Source organism: Bradyrhizobium sp. cir1 (assembly GCF_014198245.1).
In the GTDB taxonomy this organism is placed as follows: domain Bacteria; phylum Pseudomonadota; class Alphaproteobacteria; order Rhizobiales; family Xanthobacteraceae; genus Bradyrhizobium.
Genome location: NZ_JACIHE010000033.1, coordinates 19,616 through 35,181, shown reverse-complemented (window position 1 = coordinate 35,181; position 15,566 = coordinate 19,616). Strand labels below are relative to the sequence as shown.

The window sequence follows — 15,566 nt, the reverse complement described above, 5'->3', positions numbered from 1 at the left end:
CGCCTAGCCGCTCGGCAGGCTCTCGATGGTCACATTGCGGTTGGTGTAGACGCAGATGTCGGCGGCGATGTCGAGGGAGCGGCGGACGATGGTCTCGGCGTCCTTGTCGGTGTCGAGCAGGGCCCGGGCAGCGGCCAGCGCGTAATTACCGCCAGAGCCGATCGCCATCACGCCGGCCTCGGGCTCGAGCACGTCGCCGGTGCCGGTCAGGACCAGGGAGACGTCCTTGTCGGCCACGATCATCATGGCCTCCAGCCGCCGCAGATAGCGGTCGGTGCGCCAGTCCTTGGCGAGCTCCACGGCGGCCCGGGTCAGCTGCCCCGGATATTGCTCGAGCTTGGATTCCAGCCGTTCAAACAGCGTGAAGGCGTCGGCCGTGGCGCCGGCGAAGCCGCCGATCACGTCGCCCTTCCCGAGTTTCCGGACCTTTTTGGCGTTGGACTTGATCACGGTCTGGCCGATCGAGACCTGGCCGTCGCCGCCGACCACCACCTTGCCGCCCTTGCGGACCGTCAAAATCGTGGTGCCGTGCCAGACCGGCGAGCTGTTCTGGGAATTCTGCATGAAATACCTCGTTGTCCGGCCTGATTTAGGCGGTCAGGGCTGAGGGCACAACGGGCCGTTCCGGCCCTAGATTTCGCTCACCATAGGCGGAAGTGCTGCCCTGTTGGGGCGTTCCCGCAGTAGCGAAGGTGTCATTTGGCTGTTAATAGACTGGCGTTTTCGGCTCCAAGCTAGGATGAAAGCCAGCTTTCAATGCGCACCGCGACGATCAAGCGCAAGACCAAGGAAACCGACATCGAGGTCTCCGTGAACCTCGATGGTACCGGCGTGGCCAATATCGCGACCGGCATCGGCTTTTTCGACCATATGCTCGATCTTCTCGCCCGCCATTCCCGCATCGACCTCACGGTCAAGGCGGTGGGCGACCTGCACATTGATTATCACCATACCACCGAAGACACCGGCATCGCGCTTGGCCAGGCCGTCAAGCAGGCGCTCGGCAACATGGCGGGCATCACCCGCTATGCCGGCGTGCACATGCCCATGGACGAGACGCTGTCGCGCGTGGTCATCGACATCTCGGGCCGCCCGTTCCTGGTGTTCAAGGCGGAATTCCCCCGCGACAAGATCGGCGAGTTCGACACCGAGCTGGTGCGGGAATGGTTCCAGGCCTTCGCCATGAACGCCGGCGTGACTCTCCACGTCGAGACCCTATATGGCGATAACAGCCATCATATCGCCGAGTCCTGCTTCAAGGGTCTGGCGCGGGCGCTGCGCACCGCCGTTGCGATCGATCCGAAGGCGGCGGGCGAAATCCCGTCCACCAAGGGCTCGCTCGGCGGCTGACATCTCCGTCGGTTGACGAAACGCTGCCGGCGGCATCACTGAATTCTCGAGAACGGGGCATCACCATGCCTGTCTACACAGTTCATGCTCCCTTCCCTGGCGGAGCCGATCTGCGCGCGACCGACAAGTTCGTCTTCGTGCGCGACGGCTTCCATTTCTGGGCAATGATCTTCGGCCCGATCTGGCTGCTGTGGAACCGGCTGTGGCTGGCGCTGATCGGCTGGATCGTCTTCCTGGGCGCGTTCGATGCCGGGCTGCACAGCCTCGGCGTCGGCCGCAGCTCGATCTTCTTCGCCAATATGATCATCGCGGTGCTGATGGGGTTCGAGGGCTCCAGCCTGCGCCGCTGGACGCTGTCACGCGGCAAGTGGCGGCAGCTCGACATCGTCGTCGCCGACGACCATGACACCGCCGAGCGTCGCTTCTTCGAGCGCTGGAGCCAGAAGCAGCACGGCATCGCTGGCGATCAATGGGCCGTCGATCGCGGCGGCCCGCCGCCGACCCGGGGCGTGCCGGGTCAGCAATTCTCGAACCCGCCGCCCATTCCGGCCGGCGGCATCATTGGATTGTTTCCAGAACCGGGAGGGTCAAGGTGAGCGTCGCCATCATCGATTACGGTTCCGGCAATCTGCATTCCGCCGCCAAGGCTTTTGAGCGCGCCGCGCGCAGCCTGGAGACCCCGCAAAAGGTCTTCGTCACCAGCGATCCGGACCAGGCCTACGAGGCTGACCGTCTGGTGCTGCCGGGCGTCGGCGCCTTCGCCGATTGCCGTCGCGGCCTCGATGCGGTCAACGGCATGGTCGAGGCGATCACCGAAGCGGTGCGCGTCAAGGCGCGGCCGTTCTTCGGCATCTGCGTCGGCATGCAGCTGATGGCGAGCCGCGGCAAGGAGCACGTCATCACAGAAGGCCTGAACTGGATCGGCGGCGACGTCGAGAAGATCACGCCGCGCGATGAAAGCCTGAAGATCCCGCACATGGGCTGGAATACACTCGAGGTGCTCAGGGAGCATCCGGTGCTGAACAAGCTGCCGCTCGGCCCGAAGGGCCAGCACGCCTATTTCGTGCACTCCTATCATCTCAATCCCGCCAGCGAGGCGGACGTGCTCGCGCGCGCCGATTACGGCGGGCCTGTCACCGCGATCGTCGCGAAGGACACCGCCATCGGCACCCAATTCCACCCCGAGAAGAGCCAGCGTTTCGGCCTGGCTCTGATCTCGAACTTCTTGCGATGGAAACCGTGATTCTCTTTCCTGCGATCGATCTCAAGAACGGCCAATGCGTGCGCCTCGAGCAAGGCGACATGGCGCGCGCGACCGTGTTCAATCTCAATCCCGCGGCCCAGGCGCAGAGCTTTGCCGAGCAGGGCTTTGAATATCTCCACGTCGTCGATCTCGACGGCGCCTTCGCGGGCAAGCCGGTGAATGCTGAGGCCGTCGAGGCGATGCTGAAGACGATCAAGATTCCGGTGCAGCTCGGCGGCGGCATTCGCGATCTCAAGACTGTCGAAGCCTGGCTCGACAAGGGCATCACCCGCGTCATCATCGGCACCGCCGCAGTCCGTGATCCCGAACTGGTGAAGTCTGCTGCGAAGCAATTCCCCGGCCGCGTGGCCGTGGGCCTCGATGCCCGCGACGGCAAGGTCGCGGTCGAAGGCTGGGCCGAGACCTCGCAGGTGATGGTGCTCGAGATCGCCAAGCGTTTTGAAGATGCCGGCGTCGCCGCCATCATCTTCACCGACATCGCGCGCGACGGCCTGCTCAAGGGTCTGAACCTGGATGCGACCATCGCGCTGGCCGACGCCATCTCGATCCCCGTGATCGCCTCCGGCGGCCTCGCCTCGATCGAGGATGTCAAAGCGATGCTGACGCCGCGCGCCAGGAAGCTCGCCGGCGCGATTGCGGGCCGTGCGCTCTATGACGGCCGGCTCGATCCCGCCGCCGCCCTCACCCTGATCCGCAACGCGCGCGCCTAGGAGACATCAGATGTTCAAGGTGCGCGTGATCCCCTGCCTCGACGTCAAGGACGGCCGCGTCGTCAAGGGCGTCAACTTCGTCGATCTGCGCGATGCCGGCGATCCCGTCGAGGCCGCGATCGCCTATGACGCCGCCGGCGCCGACGAGCTGACCTTCCTCGACATCACGGCGACCCATGAGAACCGCGGCATCATGCTGGACGTGGTCCGGCGCACGGCGGAGGCCTGCTTCATGCCTGTCACCGTCGGTGGCGGCGTGCGTGAGGTCAACGACATCAAGACGCTGCTGCGCGCCGGCGCCGACAAGGTCTCGATCAACAGCGCGGCGGTGTCGCGGCGCGAGTTCGTCAAGGAAGCTGCCGAAAAATTCGGCGAGCAGTGCGTGGTGGTCGCGATCGACGCCAAGCGCGTCAAGCGCCCGGGCGGCGACCGCTGGGAGATCTTTACCCATGGCGGGCGCAATTCCACCGGCATCGATGCGATTGAATATGCCCAGGAGGTGGTCTCGCTCGGCGCCGGTGAAATCCTGCTCACTTCGATGGATCGCGACGGCACGCGGCAGGGTTTCGACATTCCGCTGACCCGCGCGATCGCCGACAGCGTTCCCGTTCCCGTGATCGCCTCGGGCGGCGTCGGCAATCTCGACCACCTCGTCGACGGTATCCGAGACGGGCACGCCACAGCCGTCCTGGCCGCCTCGATCTTCCACTTCGGGGAATTCACCATCCGCGAAGCCAAGGAGCACATGGCCCGGCGCGGGCTGCCGATGCGCCTGGATGCCTGACGACTCCCGTTCGTAGAAATGCTACACAAGCCGGCGGGAATGGCCTCCGTGGCCTCATGTGTTTCTGAGTAAGTCCGATGTCGCGTTTCACGATCCACGACCTGGCCGAGACCATCGACGCCCGCGCCGCGGCCGGCGGCGAGGCCTCCTATACCCGCAAGCTCCTGGACAAGGGCGCCGAGCATTGCGCCAAGAAGTTCGGTGAGGAAGCAGTCGAAACCGTAATCGCAGCAGTCGAAAACGATCGCGCGCATCTGATCGCCGAGAGCGCCGATCTGCTCTATCATTTGCTTGTGCTTTTGAAGGCACGCGGCATAAAGCTGGAAGAGGTCGAGGCCGCGCTGGGCAAGCGCACCTCGATGTCAGGGTTGGAAGAAAAGGCGTCGCGCAAAAGCGATTGATTGAGGCAACGGAAAGGCGGCGTCATGGATATCCGCGCACCCGAGCAGCAGTATAATCCCTACCGCGTTTATACGCGCGAGCAGTGGGCGCGCTTGCGCGACGATACGCCGATGACGCTGGAGCCGGGCGAATTCGACCGGCTGCGCTCGCTGCATGATCGCCTCGACTTGCAGGAGGTCGAGGACATCTACCTGCCGCTCTCGCGCCTGTTGTCGATCTACGTCGATGCGATGCAGCGCCTGTATTATTCGGAGCGCCAGTTCCTCAACATTCGCGACCGCAAGGTGCCCTATATCATCGGCGTCGCCGGTTCGGTCGCGGTCGGAAAGTCCACCACGGCCCGCGTGCTTCAGGCGCTGCTGGCGCGCTGGTCGCCGCGTCCGAAGGTCGACCTGATCACGACCGACGGTTTTCTGTATCCCAATGCCGTGCTCGACCGGCAGGGCATCATGCAGAAGAAGGGTTTCCCTGAAAGCTACGACCTGCCGCTGCTGCTCGGCTTTCTCTCCGACATCAAGTCGGGACGCCGCCATGTCCGCGCGCCGGTCTATTCGCATCTGACCTACGACATCGTGCCGAACCAGTGGGCCGAGATCGACCAGCCGGACATCCTGATCGTCGAGGGGGTCAATGTGCTGCAGACCGGCAAGCTGCCGCGCGACGGCAAGGCGGTGCCCGTCGTCTCCGACTTCTTCGACTTCTCGGTCTATATCGACGCCGACGAGGCGGCGCTGCGGCGGTGGTACATCAAGCGCTTCCTGGCGCTGCGCGACACCGCGTTCACCAATCCAAAATCCTATTTCAACCGCTACGCCCTGCTCTCGGACGAGGAAGCCACCGCGACGGCCACCGCGATCTGGGAGCGCACCAACCTCGCCAATCTCGAGGACAACATCCTGCCCACCCGCCCGCGCGCGACGCTCATCCTGAAGAAGGGCGCCGACCACGTGGTGGAGAGCGTGGCGCTCAGGCGGCTGTAGCCGCGCCGGTGAGATGGGCCCTGGCTGGCCCGGCGAAAGTGTCTTTTGTTGCAGACCGATAACGGGTCTTCCGCTATACTTCAAAAACGGCGGGAGGCACCATGGTTGATCGTCTCAGAAGCGCTGCAGAGCGGCTTGAAGCGCCGACCTGCCCCGACTGCCATATCGAGATGAAGTGGTTCCGCTCCGAACTGCTCGCGGACGAGCCGACCCCGATCATTGCGCATCTCTTCGTGTGCCCGCATTGCAAGCGCGCAGCGCAGACCGAGACCATCTTCAAGGCAGACGTACCGCCGGTTGGCAAGCTCGCGACGCCGCGGTCTACGGCTTCTGCCGCATAACTGATCGTTTCCGGACCTACTGCTGCGCTTTCGAGCCGGCGAAGATGTGCCACGTCGTCAGAAACATTGCGGCGACGAGCGGGCCGATGACGAAGCCGTTCGCGCCGAAAGTTGCAAGGCCGCCCAGGGTGGCAAGCAGCACAATGTAGCTTGGCATTCGGATCGACTGGCCGACCAGGACAGGGCGGAGAAAATTGTCCGCAAGACCAATCACGAAAGTACCGAACGCGAGCAGGATTATTCCCTTTGTGACTGCGCCTGCCACGAGCAGGTAGAGTCCGGCCGGAACCCAGACCAGGGCGGAGCCGAGCACGGGCAGGAGCGAGAGCAGTGCCATCAGAGCGCCCGCCAGCAGCGGCGCAGTCAGGCCGAGCAGCCAGAAGATCAGTCCGCCAAGCGTCCCCTGAATCAGGGCCACGAGGACGATGCCGTTGATCGTCCCGCGCACCGTGAGGGTGAAGGCATCGAGAATTTCGGCGGTGTGGCTCGGATGCAGCGGGAGCGCGTCGCGGATGCGCGTGTTGAGCTTGTCACCGTCGCGCAGCAGGAAGAACAGCAGGTACAGCATCACGAGCAGGCTTGCGACGAACTCCAGCGTCAGCTGACCGATGTTGAAAGCATGCCCGGCCAGCTGTTGGCCGGCGGGGACGACCAGGCTCGACAGGCGTTCCTTCAGGGCCGAAAGATCGATGCCGGCCAGGCGGTCAGAGATGGAAGCAGCCCAGTCAGGCAGCGCGGATTTCAGCCGCTGCAGGTGATGAGCGAAACTGATCTCCCCACTCTGAACGCGCTGATACAGCTCCCCTCCCTGCTCGACAAGCGAAGCGATGACGATCGCCACGGGGATCAGCACCATGACGAGCACGACGACGACAGTGAATGGGGCGGCGAGGTTGTGCCTTCCCGGGAGGGTTTTCAGCGCGCGTCGATAGAGCGGTGCGAAGATGATCGCCAGCAGCGTGGCCCACAGCAATGCTCCAGAGAACGGCCAAAGCACCCAACCGAACGCAACGGAGATCGCGGCAAGCAGGATGAGGAATGAGCGGTCTTCCGATGTTCTCACGTGTTCGCCAGCCTCTTAGTCGCGTGTCACACGACATCGGTATCACAAGATCGTGGCGGAGCGGCAAGTCGCGGTCCCGTCACTTGCCCGCTTTCGCGTTCCAATCCGCGAGCTTGATGCGTCCTGCAAAGGTGGCGGGGCCCGAGCTGCCGCACCTGTAGACGAAAGCTTCGCCTTCCTGCACGTCGCCGGCCTCCTTGCCGAAGGCATCGGCGATGTTCGTCTTGTGCGTGATCAGGAAGGTGTTGGTGCCGGGCTTCGGCGGCGTATCGACGAGTTGACGTACGGCCTGGCCCGCTTTGGCATTTGCACTGGTCGGGTTTGCCATCCCCGATGCACTGGCGTTGCTGCTGTCCGTCAACGCATCGACCGGCTTGACCTCGCGGCCGGAGATCAGCTTGCCGGCCTCGATCGCACGGTTCAGCCGGCTGGTGTAGACATCGCCGATCGGAATCGCGAGCTCCCTGATCGCCGCCCCGATCTGGCGCGCCGCATCCCTGCCCTTTTCACTGAGCTGACGCTGGGCGCCCATGTCGTCGAACTTGAAGGGATAGACGTCCTTTTGACTGTCATCGGTGGCAGTGTGCCGAAAGAGGAGAACGTAGCCGCCTTGCTGCAGCGATGCGATGAGGTCCGGCGTGTCGGCTGCGGCGCGTTGGGAAATGCCAGCGAAGAGAACAATGAGTGCGAGGCGGCAAAGCACGTTCATGTGCGAAATCCTCGATAGCGCGCCCCCAGGCATGGTGACGCGCAAGGCGATCGATTTCAATTACTGATAGTCGACCGGGCCGAGGTTCCCGCGAATGGATTAGATCGCCAGATGCCGTGACGCCGCGAGGCCGGCCAGTGCCTCGTCGAGCTTGTCCCGATCGAGCGGCTTGATCAGGAAGCCGTTCATGCCTGCCTCAAAGCAGGCGTAGCGATCCTCCGCCAGCGTATTGGCGGTAAGCGCCAGGATCGGCGTGTTATGGCCGCCGGTGGCGGCCTCATGGGCGCGGATGCGTTTGGTCGCCTCGATGCCGTCGAGCTGCGGCATCTGGATATCCATCAGCACGAGATCGTAGGGCGTGCCGGCCGATGCAGCGGCGAGCCAGGATTCCAGCGCGGCCTCGCCATGGACGGCGATGACGACGCGATGGCCGAGTTTCGTCAGCAGCGAGCGCATCAGCAGCGCGTTGATCTCATTGTCTTCGGCGACGAGGATCGACAGGACTTTCGGCGGCGCTGCGCGCGTGGAGTCACCCGGCGGTTCCGGCGCGAGGTCGGGCGAGGGGATCTCCGGCGCCAGCGCCAGGCGTGCGGCGAGCGAGGCGGCGCGCAGCGGCTTCACCAGGAAGCCGGTGAAGGCCGGCGAGAGCTTCTCATGGCGCGAGCTCGACGTTAGCAGCACCAGCCGTTGCGGCGCATGCGCGCGGGCGGCTTCGCCCAGCCGGTCCGCGATGGCAGGACCGATGGCGCGATCGACCAGCACCGCATGCCAGGAGCGTTCCGGCAGCAGCGCTTCCGCGACAGTGGCGTCCGTCACCAGGCAGGTCTGACCGCCCCAGCGCTCCAGGCGCCGCGCGATCAGCGAGGCCTCGATGCCCTCGGCGATCAGGAGGATCGACTTGCCTGAGAGGTCAGGGCTCGGGAACGTCGTCTGCCCCGTGCTTCCTTGCGACGGTGCGAGCGGCACTGCGACCTCGAAGGTCGCGCCCTTGCCCGGCTCGCTGGTCAGCGTGATCCGGCCGCCCATGCGCTTGACGATGCGTTCGCTGATGGCGAGCCCAAGCCCGGTGCCGCCATAGGTGCGGGCGACGCGCTCGTCGGCCTGCTCGAACTCGCGGAAGATGCGCTGCTGCGCCTCGGCTGCAATGCCGATGCCGGTGTCGCGGACCAGGAAGCTGATCTCGTTCGGCCAGATGCCGGGCTCGACGATCAGCGCGACGCCGCCGCTCGCGGTGAATTTGATGGCATTGCCGGCGAGGTTGAGCAGCACCTGGCGCAGCCGTGCGGCGTCGCCGACCACCTCCAGCGGCAGGCGCTCGTCGACATAGGCGGCGATCTCGAACTGCTTGGCCTGCGCACGCGGCGCCAGCAGCTCGGTGATCTCCTCGATCAGGGTCGAGAGCGCGAACGGACGCTGCTCGAGGTCGAGCTTGCCGGCCTCGATCTTGGAATAGTCGAGCAGCTCCTCGATCAGCGCCATCAGCGCTTCGCCCGAGGTCTTCACCGCCCTCGCATAGGTCGCCTGCTCCGGCGTCAGATTGGTGTCGAGCAAGAGGCCGCCCATGCCGATGATGCCGTTCAGGGGGGTGCGGATCTCGTGCGAGGCCATCGCCAGGAAGCGCGACTTGGCGCGGTTGGCAGCATCGGCCTGGTCGCGCGCCTCCGACAGCGCACGCTCGGTCTCGGTGCGATCGGTGACGTCGCGTCCGACGCTCTGCAGTTCGGCCGCCTGGCCGGCGTCGAGCCGCACGTAACCTTCGCGCCAGGCGATCCAGCGCGCGCCGTGCGGTGTGGTGATCTTCTGGTCGTGGATGCGCGTGCCGTTGCTTTCGCGGGCGCTGTCGCCCTGCTCCAGCACGTCGAAATCGAAACGCGTGCCGACAAGCGCGCCGCGCGCCTGTCCCGCGAGCGCGCAATAGGCGTCGTTGGCGAAGGTGATGCGGCCCTGATGGTCGCGCAGCACGATCAGGTCGCCCTGCTGCTCGAACAGGCTGCGGGCGCGCTCTTCGGCTTCCTTCAGCTCCCAATTGCGGTCGATCAGCACCTCGTTGTGGGCGGCGAGGGTGCGCATCCGCTTGTTGACGAAACGCAGCCGCATGCTGAGCGTGGCAAGGCCCAGGCAGGCGAGGGCGAACAAGAAGCTCGCGCCGATCGCAAAGGCGTTGGGATCGTAGCCGGAATTTTCCGAGCGGCTGCCGGAGACGAAGCCATAGGCGCCGCCGAACGTCGCCGAGAAGATCATGAAGGAGCGGATCGCGAAGGCGATTCTCGGATGCTGCCGCCTGAAGCGGCGCATGCGCACCTTGATCCGGAACGTCCGACCCATCGCCACCGACCCTTGTCTGAAACCCCACTACCGCCGCGTGCGACGATGTCGCGCCGACCTTGCGAACAGCTTGAGGCTTTGAAGCCGCCTCCAAACAGGGTTGACGAGGTGTTAACGGCCTAGAGCGAGGCGGCCTGGAGTGGGAACGGGCGGTGGCCGTTATGGGCACCGACGATCAGCGCCGCCGCCTCGCGCTGCGAGAACGTCTTCGATCGCACATAGATGCGGTAATCGGCGGGCCCGTCAGTCGAGAGATAGATCACCGGTCCGCCGTCGACCGGCTGCGCGGCAATCGTGACGAGACGGTTGGCCGGATTGGCCTGGCAGGAGTCGGTCTCGGAACCGAGACCGTCGTCCACCACCGCGAAGTCCGCCGCGTCCGCATCGTCGGTGATCTGGACCCGCACTGTGGCCCGCGCGGGATCGTCGGTGAAGGCGACGTGGACGCCGGCGGTCCAGAACAGGGATGTCAGCTCGACGGAGGTTTCGCCCAGGGCGATGCAGGGATGCGAGACCGATCCGATCTCGCCGCGGGCAAACACGGCAGCCGCCAACAGGGGAACGACCGAGGCCAGGATATTGAAACGCAACATGACACTCTACTCGCCGGGCCCTTTTGAGAATTCGTTGGGCCTTATGGTTTGCAGAGGGTAAAGGAAACTCGTTACCGCCGGGTTGACGCGCGGAATGATCACGCCATCTGGCGCACATCCTCCGCGAGTGCGCGGTAGGACAGCGCCTCGGCGAGATGCAGCCGGCCGATCTTGTCGGCGTGATCGAGATCGGCGAGCGTCCGCGCCACCCGCAGCACGCGGTGATAGCCGCGCGCCGACAGCCGCATGGTCTCGGCGGCATCGCGCAGCAGCTTGGCGCCTTGCGCGTCGGGCTTTGCGATCTCCTCCAGCACGGAGGCGGGCGCTTCGGCGTTGGTGCGGATGTTGGGCAGGCCCGCTTCAGTGTAACGCGCGAGCTGGATGTCGCGCGCCGCGGCCACGCGTGCGGCGACCTCGGCCGAGCCCTCTGCCGCCGGCGGCAGGATCAGATCGGCCGCGGTCACGGCCGGCACCTCGATGCGCAGGTCGATGCGATCCATCAGCGGGCCGGAGATGCGGGCCTGGTAGTCGGACGTGCAGCGGTCGATGCGGCCGCGCTTGCAGGCATAGCCGGGCTCGAAGGCGTTGCCGCAGCGGCAGGGATTCATCGCCGCGACCAGCATGAAGCGTGCAGGGTAGGTGACGCGGTGATTGGCGCGGGACACGGAGACCTCGCCGTTCTCCAGCGGCTGGCGCAGCGAATCCAGCACGCGCGGATCGAACTCCGGCAATTCGTCGAGGAACAGCACGCCCTGATGCGCGAGCGAGATCTCGCCGGGCCTGGCGCGCATGCCGCCGCCGGTGAGCGCGGCCATGCTGGCGGAGTGATGCGGCGAGCGGAACGGCCGCCGCGAGGTCAGCGCGCCGCCCTCGATCTCGCCGGCCACGGAGGCGATCATCGAGACTTCGAGCAGCTCGCCCGGCGACAGCGGTGGCAGGATCGAGGGCAGGCGCGCCGCCAGCATCGATTTGCCGGCGCCGGGCGCGCCGATCATCAGCAAATGGTGCCCGCCGGCGGCTGCGATCTCCAGCGCGCGCTTGGCGCTTTCCTGGCCCTTGATGTCGCGCAGGTCGAGCTTTGAGGCGGCGGCCTCGTGCACTCTAGGAGAGGGCCGCGACAGCACCTGCGTGCCCTTGAAGTGGTTGGCGATCTGGATCAGCGATTGTGCTGCGATGATCTGGATATCAGGGCTTGCCCACGCCGCCTCCGAGCCGCAGGCCGCCGGGCAGATCAAGCCTTCCTCGCGCTGATTGGCGCCGATCGCGGCGGGGAGCACCCCCGCCACCGGCGCGATCGAGCCATCGAGGCCGAGCTCGCCGAGCACGGTGAAGCCGGTCAGCGCATCCGGCGGGATCGCGCCGATCGCCGCCATCAGGCCGAGTGCGATCGGCAGGTCGTAATGGCTGCCTTCCTTCGGCAGGTCGGCAGGCGCCAGATTGACGATGATCCGCCGCGCCGGCAGCGCGAGGCCAGAGGCGATCAGCGCCGCGCGCACCCGCTCGCGCGCCTCCGACACCGCCTTGTCAGGCAGGCCGACGATGGCAAAGGCCGGCAGGCCTGGCGCGACCTGCACCTGCACGTCGACCGCGCGGGCCTCGATCCCCTCAAAGGCGACGGTAGAAACCCGTTGAACCATGTCGAACCAGCCTGCCCTCTTGCACAATCAAGGGTAGCAGGGGAGGACGCGATGCGCAAGAACATTACGGGAACATTTCCGGGGCCGCGCAAGCCCTAACCAATCGTCAACGCGATGCCGACACTGCGTTTCGAATGCGAGCTTCTGTCATCAGCACATTCCAACGAATGTCCGCTACTCCTAGGGCTGCGGGATGGGCCGTGATCTAACAAGTGAATAAGCAAGATGCTGGTAAATCGCCGGAGAAGCGAACGTCGGGTGTGCAGCCGGCTCGCCAAGATTCATTTTGGCGCGGGCTCGCTGCCCAGGGACTGCACGATTACGGATATCTCGGACGGGGGCGTGAAAGTCGTGGCGGAATTTCTGGAAGTGCCGCCGCAATTCACCATCATCTTCGCGCCGGACTATTCGCGCCAGTGCCGCCTGCGCTGGCGCATCGGTTGCGAATTCGGTGCGGAATTCACCGACTAAGTCCAATCGATACGCGTCCTTAACGGGACTTTAGCGTTAATCGGTAAGCATCTCTGATCAGTTGCCGAGTGATCAGAGTATGTCCAAGCGTTCTTCCCTCGCCTTTCCCCCGGCGAGATTTCTGCTTTCCGCGCTCATCGTGCTTGCCCTCGGCGGCTGTCAGACGACGAGCCTCGAGGACGTCACCGGCGCGCTCGGTGGCAAATCGGAAACAGCCGGCAAGGCCGACGCCAAGGCTGACGTCAGGTCGGACATGGACGCGCTGCGCGAGCGCTATCGCGCCAAGCCCAGCGATCCCGCAATTGCGATCGAATACGGCAAGGCGCTGCGCGACAGCGGCCAGCGCGCCCAGGCGGTCGCGGTGCTCGAGCAGGCCGTGCTCGCCCATCCCAGCAACAAGGCGCTGCTCGCCGGCTACGGCCGCGCGCTCGCCGACAACGGCAATTTCCAGCAGGCCTTCGACGTCCTGGGCCGCGCGCATTCGCCCGAGGATCCCGACTGGCGGATCCTGTCGGCGCAGGGCGCGGCGCTCGATCAGCTCGGCCGCAACGAGGAGGCGCAGCAATATTACGCGAGCGCCTTGAAGATCGTGCCTGACGAGCCGCAGGTTCTGTCCAATCTCGGCCTGTCCTACATGCTCCAGAACAATCTGCCGCGGGCCGAACAGGTGCTCGGCCGCGCCTATCAGCGCAATCAGAACGATGTGCGGATCCGTGCAAATCTCGCGCTCGTGCTGGGATTGCAAGGCCGCGAGGCCGAGGCTGAAATCCTCGTGAAGGGCGATCTGCCGCCGGACCAGGCCGCGGCCAAGGTCACGGCGCTGCGCCAGTTGCTGGCGAAGAAGCAGCAGCAGCGGGCCGAGAAGTAGCCCGCTTGCCGCGTTTTCTGGACGCGAAACCTACGACGCCTTGCGATGCGGGGCGGATCCGCGGCCCGAGCGGCCCTTCAGCTTCTTCAGGAGCGGTGCGAGCAGCGAGCGCTTCGGCTTCTTCACCTCGCCGCGCCCGGCGAGGCGGTTGGCCATGGTCTGGAACAGCGCGGTGGTGCGGTGGTTCTTGGCGACCTCCGCGATCATCTGGCCGTTATTGGCCGCGGTCGAGAACAGTTTCGAATCGAACGGGATCACCGCGATCGGCTGGCTCTCCATGGTCTTGGCGAACGCCTTGACCTCGATCTCGGCGCGCTTGTGCATGCCGACCTGGTTGATGCAGTATAGCGGTGGCCGGTCATTGGGGCGTGCCGTCTTCAGCACGCTCAGCATGTTCCTGGTGTTGCGCAGGTTGGCGAGATCGGGCTCGGCCACGATCACGATGTCATCGGCATTGACCAGCGCACGCTTGGTCCAGGCGGACCATTGGTGGGGAACGTCGAGCACGATGCAGGGCGTCGTCATGCGCAGCGTGTCGAACACCGCGTCGAACGCTTCGGCGCCGAAATCATAGACGCGGTCGAGGGTGGCAGGCGCGGCGAGCAGGCTGAGGCGCTCGGTGCATTTGGCGAGCAGGCGCTCCATCAGCGCGGTGTCGGGCCGGTCCTGCGACAGCACCGCATTGGCGATGCCCTGCGCCGGGTCCTGGTTGTAATCGAGACCCGCGGTGCCGAAGGCGAGGTCGAGATCGATCACGACGGAATCGAGCGAAAGGTCGCGGGCGATGGTCCAGGCGACGTTGTGCGCGACGGTGGAGGCGCCGACGCCGCCCTTGGCGCCGACCACCGCGATGACGCGGCCGGTGATGATGGCTTCGGACGCCGAGAACAGGCTGCAGATCGAGCGGACCACGTCGAGTGTTTCGACCGGGCCGACCACGTAGTCGTTGACGCCGCGCCGCACCAGCTCGCGATAGGGCGCGGTGTCGCTGGGACTGCCGATCACGACCACGCGGGTGCCGGGATCGCAGACGCCGGCGAGATCGTCGAGACCTTCGAGGATGTCGCGCGTGCCGTCGGATTCGATCACGATCACGTTCGGTGTCGGCATCGATTCATAGGCTTCGATCGCCGCAGCTAAGCCGCCGTCCTTGGCGGTGAGATGCGCCTTGGCGAGCCGGCGATCCTCGCCCGCCGCGGTCACCGCCTTGAGCGTCTGGTCGGTCTCGCAAAAGGCCTGCACGGAGATGCGAGGAACCGGTGCAATGTGTTCCTCGGGGTGCCGCGGATCGTCCGCCTCTTCGTCGTTGAAGCCTGTCATTTGCCTGTGTCGCTGAGTTTGGCCTTCTCGGCGTCGGGACTGGGGGTGGCGATCGGGGTGCCCTTGCGATAGCGCTCGAAGGCGATGTCGCGCCGCGCGGTGTAAGCCGGTGTTTCCGAACGCGGCTGCTCGAGGTCAGCAGGATTGTCGATCATCGCCGCGAGGTTGCGCTGGCTGGCGCAGCCCAGATTGAAGTACGGGTGGTTCTCGTTGTAGCCGGGGTCGAGGATGGACGGCCCGATGTCCTCCGGCCACAGGCCGCAGGGGCCGGCGACCGCGGCGATCCTGGAATAGCTGAGGCGGATGGTGGGCAGCAGGCCGGGATCCTCGGGCCGATAGGGATGCTTGACGATGGCGCGCGACGGCACGCCGCCGGAGGCCAACACGGAACGGATTTCCTGATAGGTCGCCGCGGCAGCGCGCGAATTCGCGGTGTCGGTCGGCACGTCGACGACGACGGAGCCGGTGCCTTCGCGCACCCAGTCCCTGGCGATGCCCGCGACGTCGGTGTGCTGCGCGTCCGAGAGGCCGCCGCGCGCCTTGCCGACGAAGATCACGACCGACTTCTTGCCCTCCTGCACCGCGATCGGGTGGCGCTGGCGGTAGTCGGTCGGCACCGACTGGGTGACGATCTCGCCGGTGGTGTTGCAGGCGCCGAGCATGACGGAGAGCCCCGTCAGCGCCAGCGCGATACTTAAGCCGCGACGTCGATCGGCTGTCGTGTTTGTCATCGCTTGATCCCCTCTTGC

The 15,566-nt window shown here is 65.5% G+C and carries 18 protein-coding genes; 10 read left to right on the top strand and 8 right to left on the bottom strand.

The genetic code is table 11. The features are described 5' to 3' along the window. Positions 1-3: 3 nt before the first annotated feature. Entirely contained in the window at positions 4-564 is a 561-nt protein-coding gene (hslV, locus tag GGD63_RS36205) for an ATP-dependent protease subunit HslV (RefSeq protein ID WP_183249518.1), read from the bottom strand. 192 nt (positions 565-756) lie between these two features. On the opposite strand from hslV, the gene hisB reads away from it, so the two are divergent. The 8 genes from hisB to GGD63_RS36165 all read left to right on the top strand — a co-directional run bounded on the left by hisB (position 757) and on the right by GGD63_RS36165 (position 5,831). After that, positions 757-1,350, top strand: coding sequence for an imidazoleglycerol-phosphate dehydratase HisB (gene hisB / locus GGD63_RS36200; protein ID WP_183249516.1), 594 nt, complete (start codon positions 757-759; stop codon positions 1,348-1,350). Between the two features lie 65 nt (positions 1,351-1,415). Beyond that, positions 1,416-1,946 carry a DUF2628 domain-containing protein gene (locus tag GGD63_RS36195; RefSeq protein ID WP_183249514.1) on the top strand — a complete coding sequence of 177 codons (531 nt, stop codon included), beginning with the start codon at positions 1,416-1,418 and terminating at the stop codon, positions 1,944-1,946. Further along, on the top strand, positions 1,943-2,593 hold the full coding sequence (gene hisH / locus GGD63_RS36190; protein WP_183249512.1) for an imidazole glycerol phosphate synthase subunit HisH: 651 nt from the start codon (positions 1,943-1,945) through the stop codon (positions 2,591-2,593). The genes GGD63_RS36195 and hisH overlap by 4 nt, the downstream gene beginning before the upstream one ends. Then, positions 2,590-3,324: a 1-(5-phosphoribosyl)-5-[(5-phosphoribosylamino)methylideneamino]imidazole-4-carboxamide isomerase gene (gene hisA / locus GGD63_RS36185; protein WP_183249511.1), complete on the top strand. Its 735-nt coding sequence runs from the start codon at positions 2,590-2,592 to the stop codon at positions 3,322-3,324. The genes hisH and hisA overlap by 4 nt, the downstream gene beginning before the upstream one ends. 10 nt (positions 3,325-3,334) lie before the next feature. Next, on the top strand, positions 3,335-4,108 hold the full coding sequence (hisF, locus tag GGD63_RS36180) for an imidazole glycerol phosphate synthase subunit HisF (RefSeq protein WP_018646048.1): 774 nt from the start codon (positions 3,335-3,337) through the stop codon (positions 4,106-4,108). Positions 4,109-4,185: 77 nt separating this feature from the next. Further along, positions 4,186-4,509, top strand: a complete 324-nt coding sequence (locus GGD63_RS36175; protein WP_183249509.1) for a phosphoribosyl-ATP diphosphatase — start codon at positions 4,186-4,188, stop codon at positions 4,507-4,509. 24 nt (positions 4,510-4,533) lie between these two features. Next, complete coding sequence (coaA, locus tag GGD63_RS36170; protein WP_183249507.1) at positions 4,534-5,490, top strand: type I pantothenate kinase; 957 nt, start codon at positions 4,534-4,536, stop codon at positions 5,488-5,490. A 101-nt stretch (positions 5,491-5,591) separates the two neighbouring features. Then, on the top strand, positions 5,592-5,831 hold the full coding sequence (locus GGD63_RS36165; RefSeq protein WP_183249505.1) for a hypothetical protein: 240 nt from the start codon (positions 5,592-5,594) through the stop codon (positions 5,829-5,831). 16 nt (positions 5,832-5,847) lie between these two features. Here the strand turns inward: GGD63_RS36165 and GGD63_RS36160 are convergent, their stop codons facing one another. From GGD63_RS36160 to GGD63_RS36140, 5 genes are all read right to left on the bottom strand, one after another. Beyond that, positions 5,848-6,894 carry an AI-2E family transporter gene (locus tag GGD63_RS36160; protein ID WP_183249503.1) on the bottom strand — a complete coding sequence of 349 codons (1,047 nt, stop codon included), beginning with the start codon at positions 6,892-6,894 and terminating at the stop codon, positions 5,848-5,850. A 79-nt stretch (positions 6,895-6,973) separates the two neighbouring features. Beyond that, entirely contained in the window at positions 6,974-7,603 is a 630-nt protein-coding gene (locus GGD63_RS36155) for a histidine phosphatase family protein (RefSeq protein WP_183249502.1), read from the bottom strand. Positions 7,604-7,702: 99 nt separating this feature from the next. Next, positions 7,703-9,928, bottom strand: coding sequence for an ATP-binding protein (locus GGD63_RS36150; protein ID WP_183249500.1), 2,226 nt, complete (start codon positions 9,926-9,928; stop codon positions 7,703-7,705). A 119-nt stretch (positions 9,929-10,047) separates the two neighbouring features. Beyond that, positions 10,048-10,521, bottom strand: coding sequence for a hypothetical protein (locus GGD63_RS36145; protein WP_183249498.1), 474 nt, complete (start codon positions 10,519-10,521; stop codon positions 10,048-10,050). A 98-nt stretch (positions 10,522-10,619) separates the two neighbouring features. Beyond that, complete coding sequence (locus tag GGD63_RS36140; RefSeq protein ID WP_183249496.1) at positions 10,620-12,158, bottom strand: YifB family Mg chelatase-like AAA ATPase; 1,539 nt, start codon at positions 12,156-12,158, stop codon at positions 10,620-10,622. A 225-nt stretch (positions 12,159-12,383) separates the two neighbouring features. On the opposite strand from GGD63_RS36140, the gene GGD63_RS36135 reads away from it, so the two are divergent. Beyond that, entirely contained in the window at positions 12,384-12,629 is a 246-nt protein-coding gene (locus GGD63_RS36135; RefSeq protein ID WP_130364001.1) for a PilZ domain-containing protein, read from the top strand. Between the two features lie 79 nt (positions 12,630-12,708). Then, on the top strand, positions 12,709-13,497 hold the full coding sequence (locus GGD63_RS36130) for a tetratricopeptide repeat protein (RefSeq protein WP_183249494.1): 789 nt from the start codon (positions 12,709-12,711) through the stop codon (positions 13,495-13,497). A 30-nt stretch (positions 13,498-13,527) separates the two neighbouring features. Here the strand turns inward: GGD63_RS36130 and GGD63_RS36125 are convergent, their stop codons facing one another. After that, positions 13,528-14,817 (bottom strand): AAA family ATPase, encoded by a 1,290-nt coding sequence (locus GGD63_RS36125; RefSeq protein WP_183249492.1) that lies wholly within the window; start codon positions 14,815-14,817, stop codon positions 13,528-13,530. After that, positions 14,814-15,548: a CpaD family pilus assembly protein gene (locus tag GGD63_RS36120; RefSeq protein ID WP_183249490.1), complete on the bottom strand. Its 735-nt coding sequence runs from the start codon at positions 15,546-15,548 to the stop codon at positions 14,814-14,816. Before GGD63_RS36120 ends, GGD63_RS36125 begins: the two co-directional genes overlap by 4 nt. Positions 15,549-15,566 lie beyond the last annotated feature (18 nt).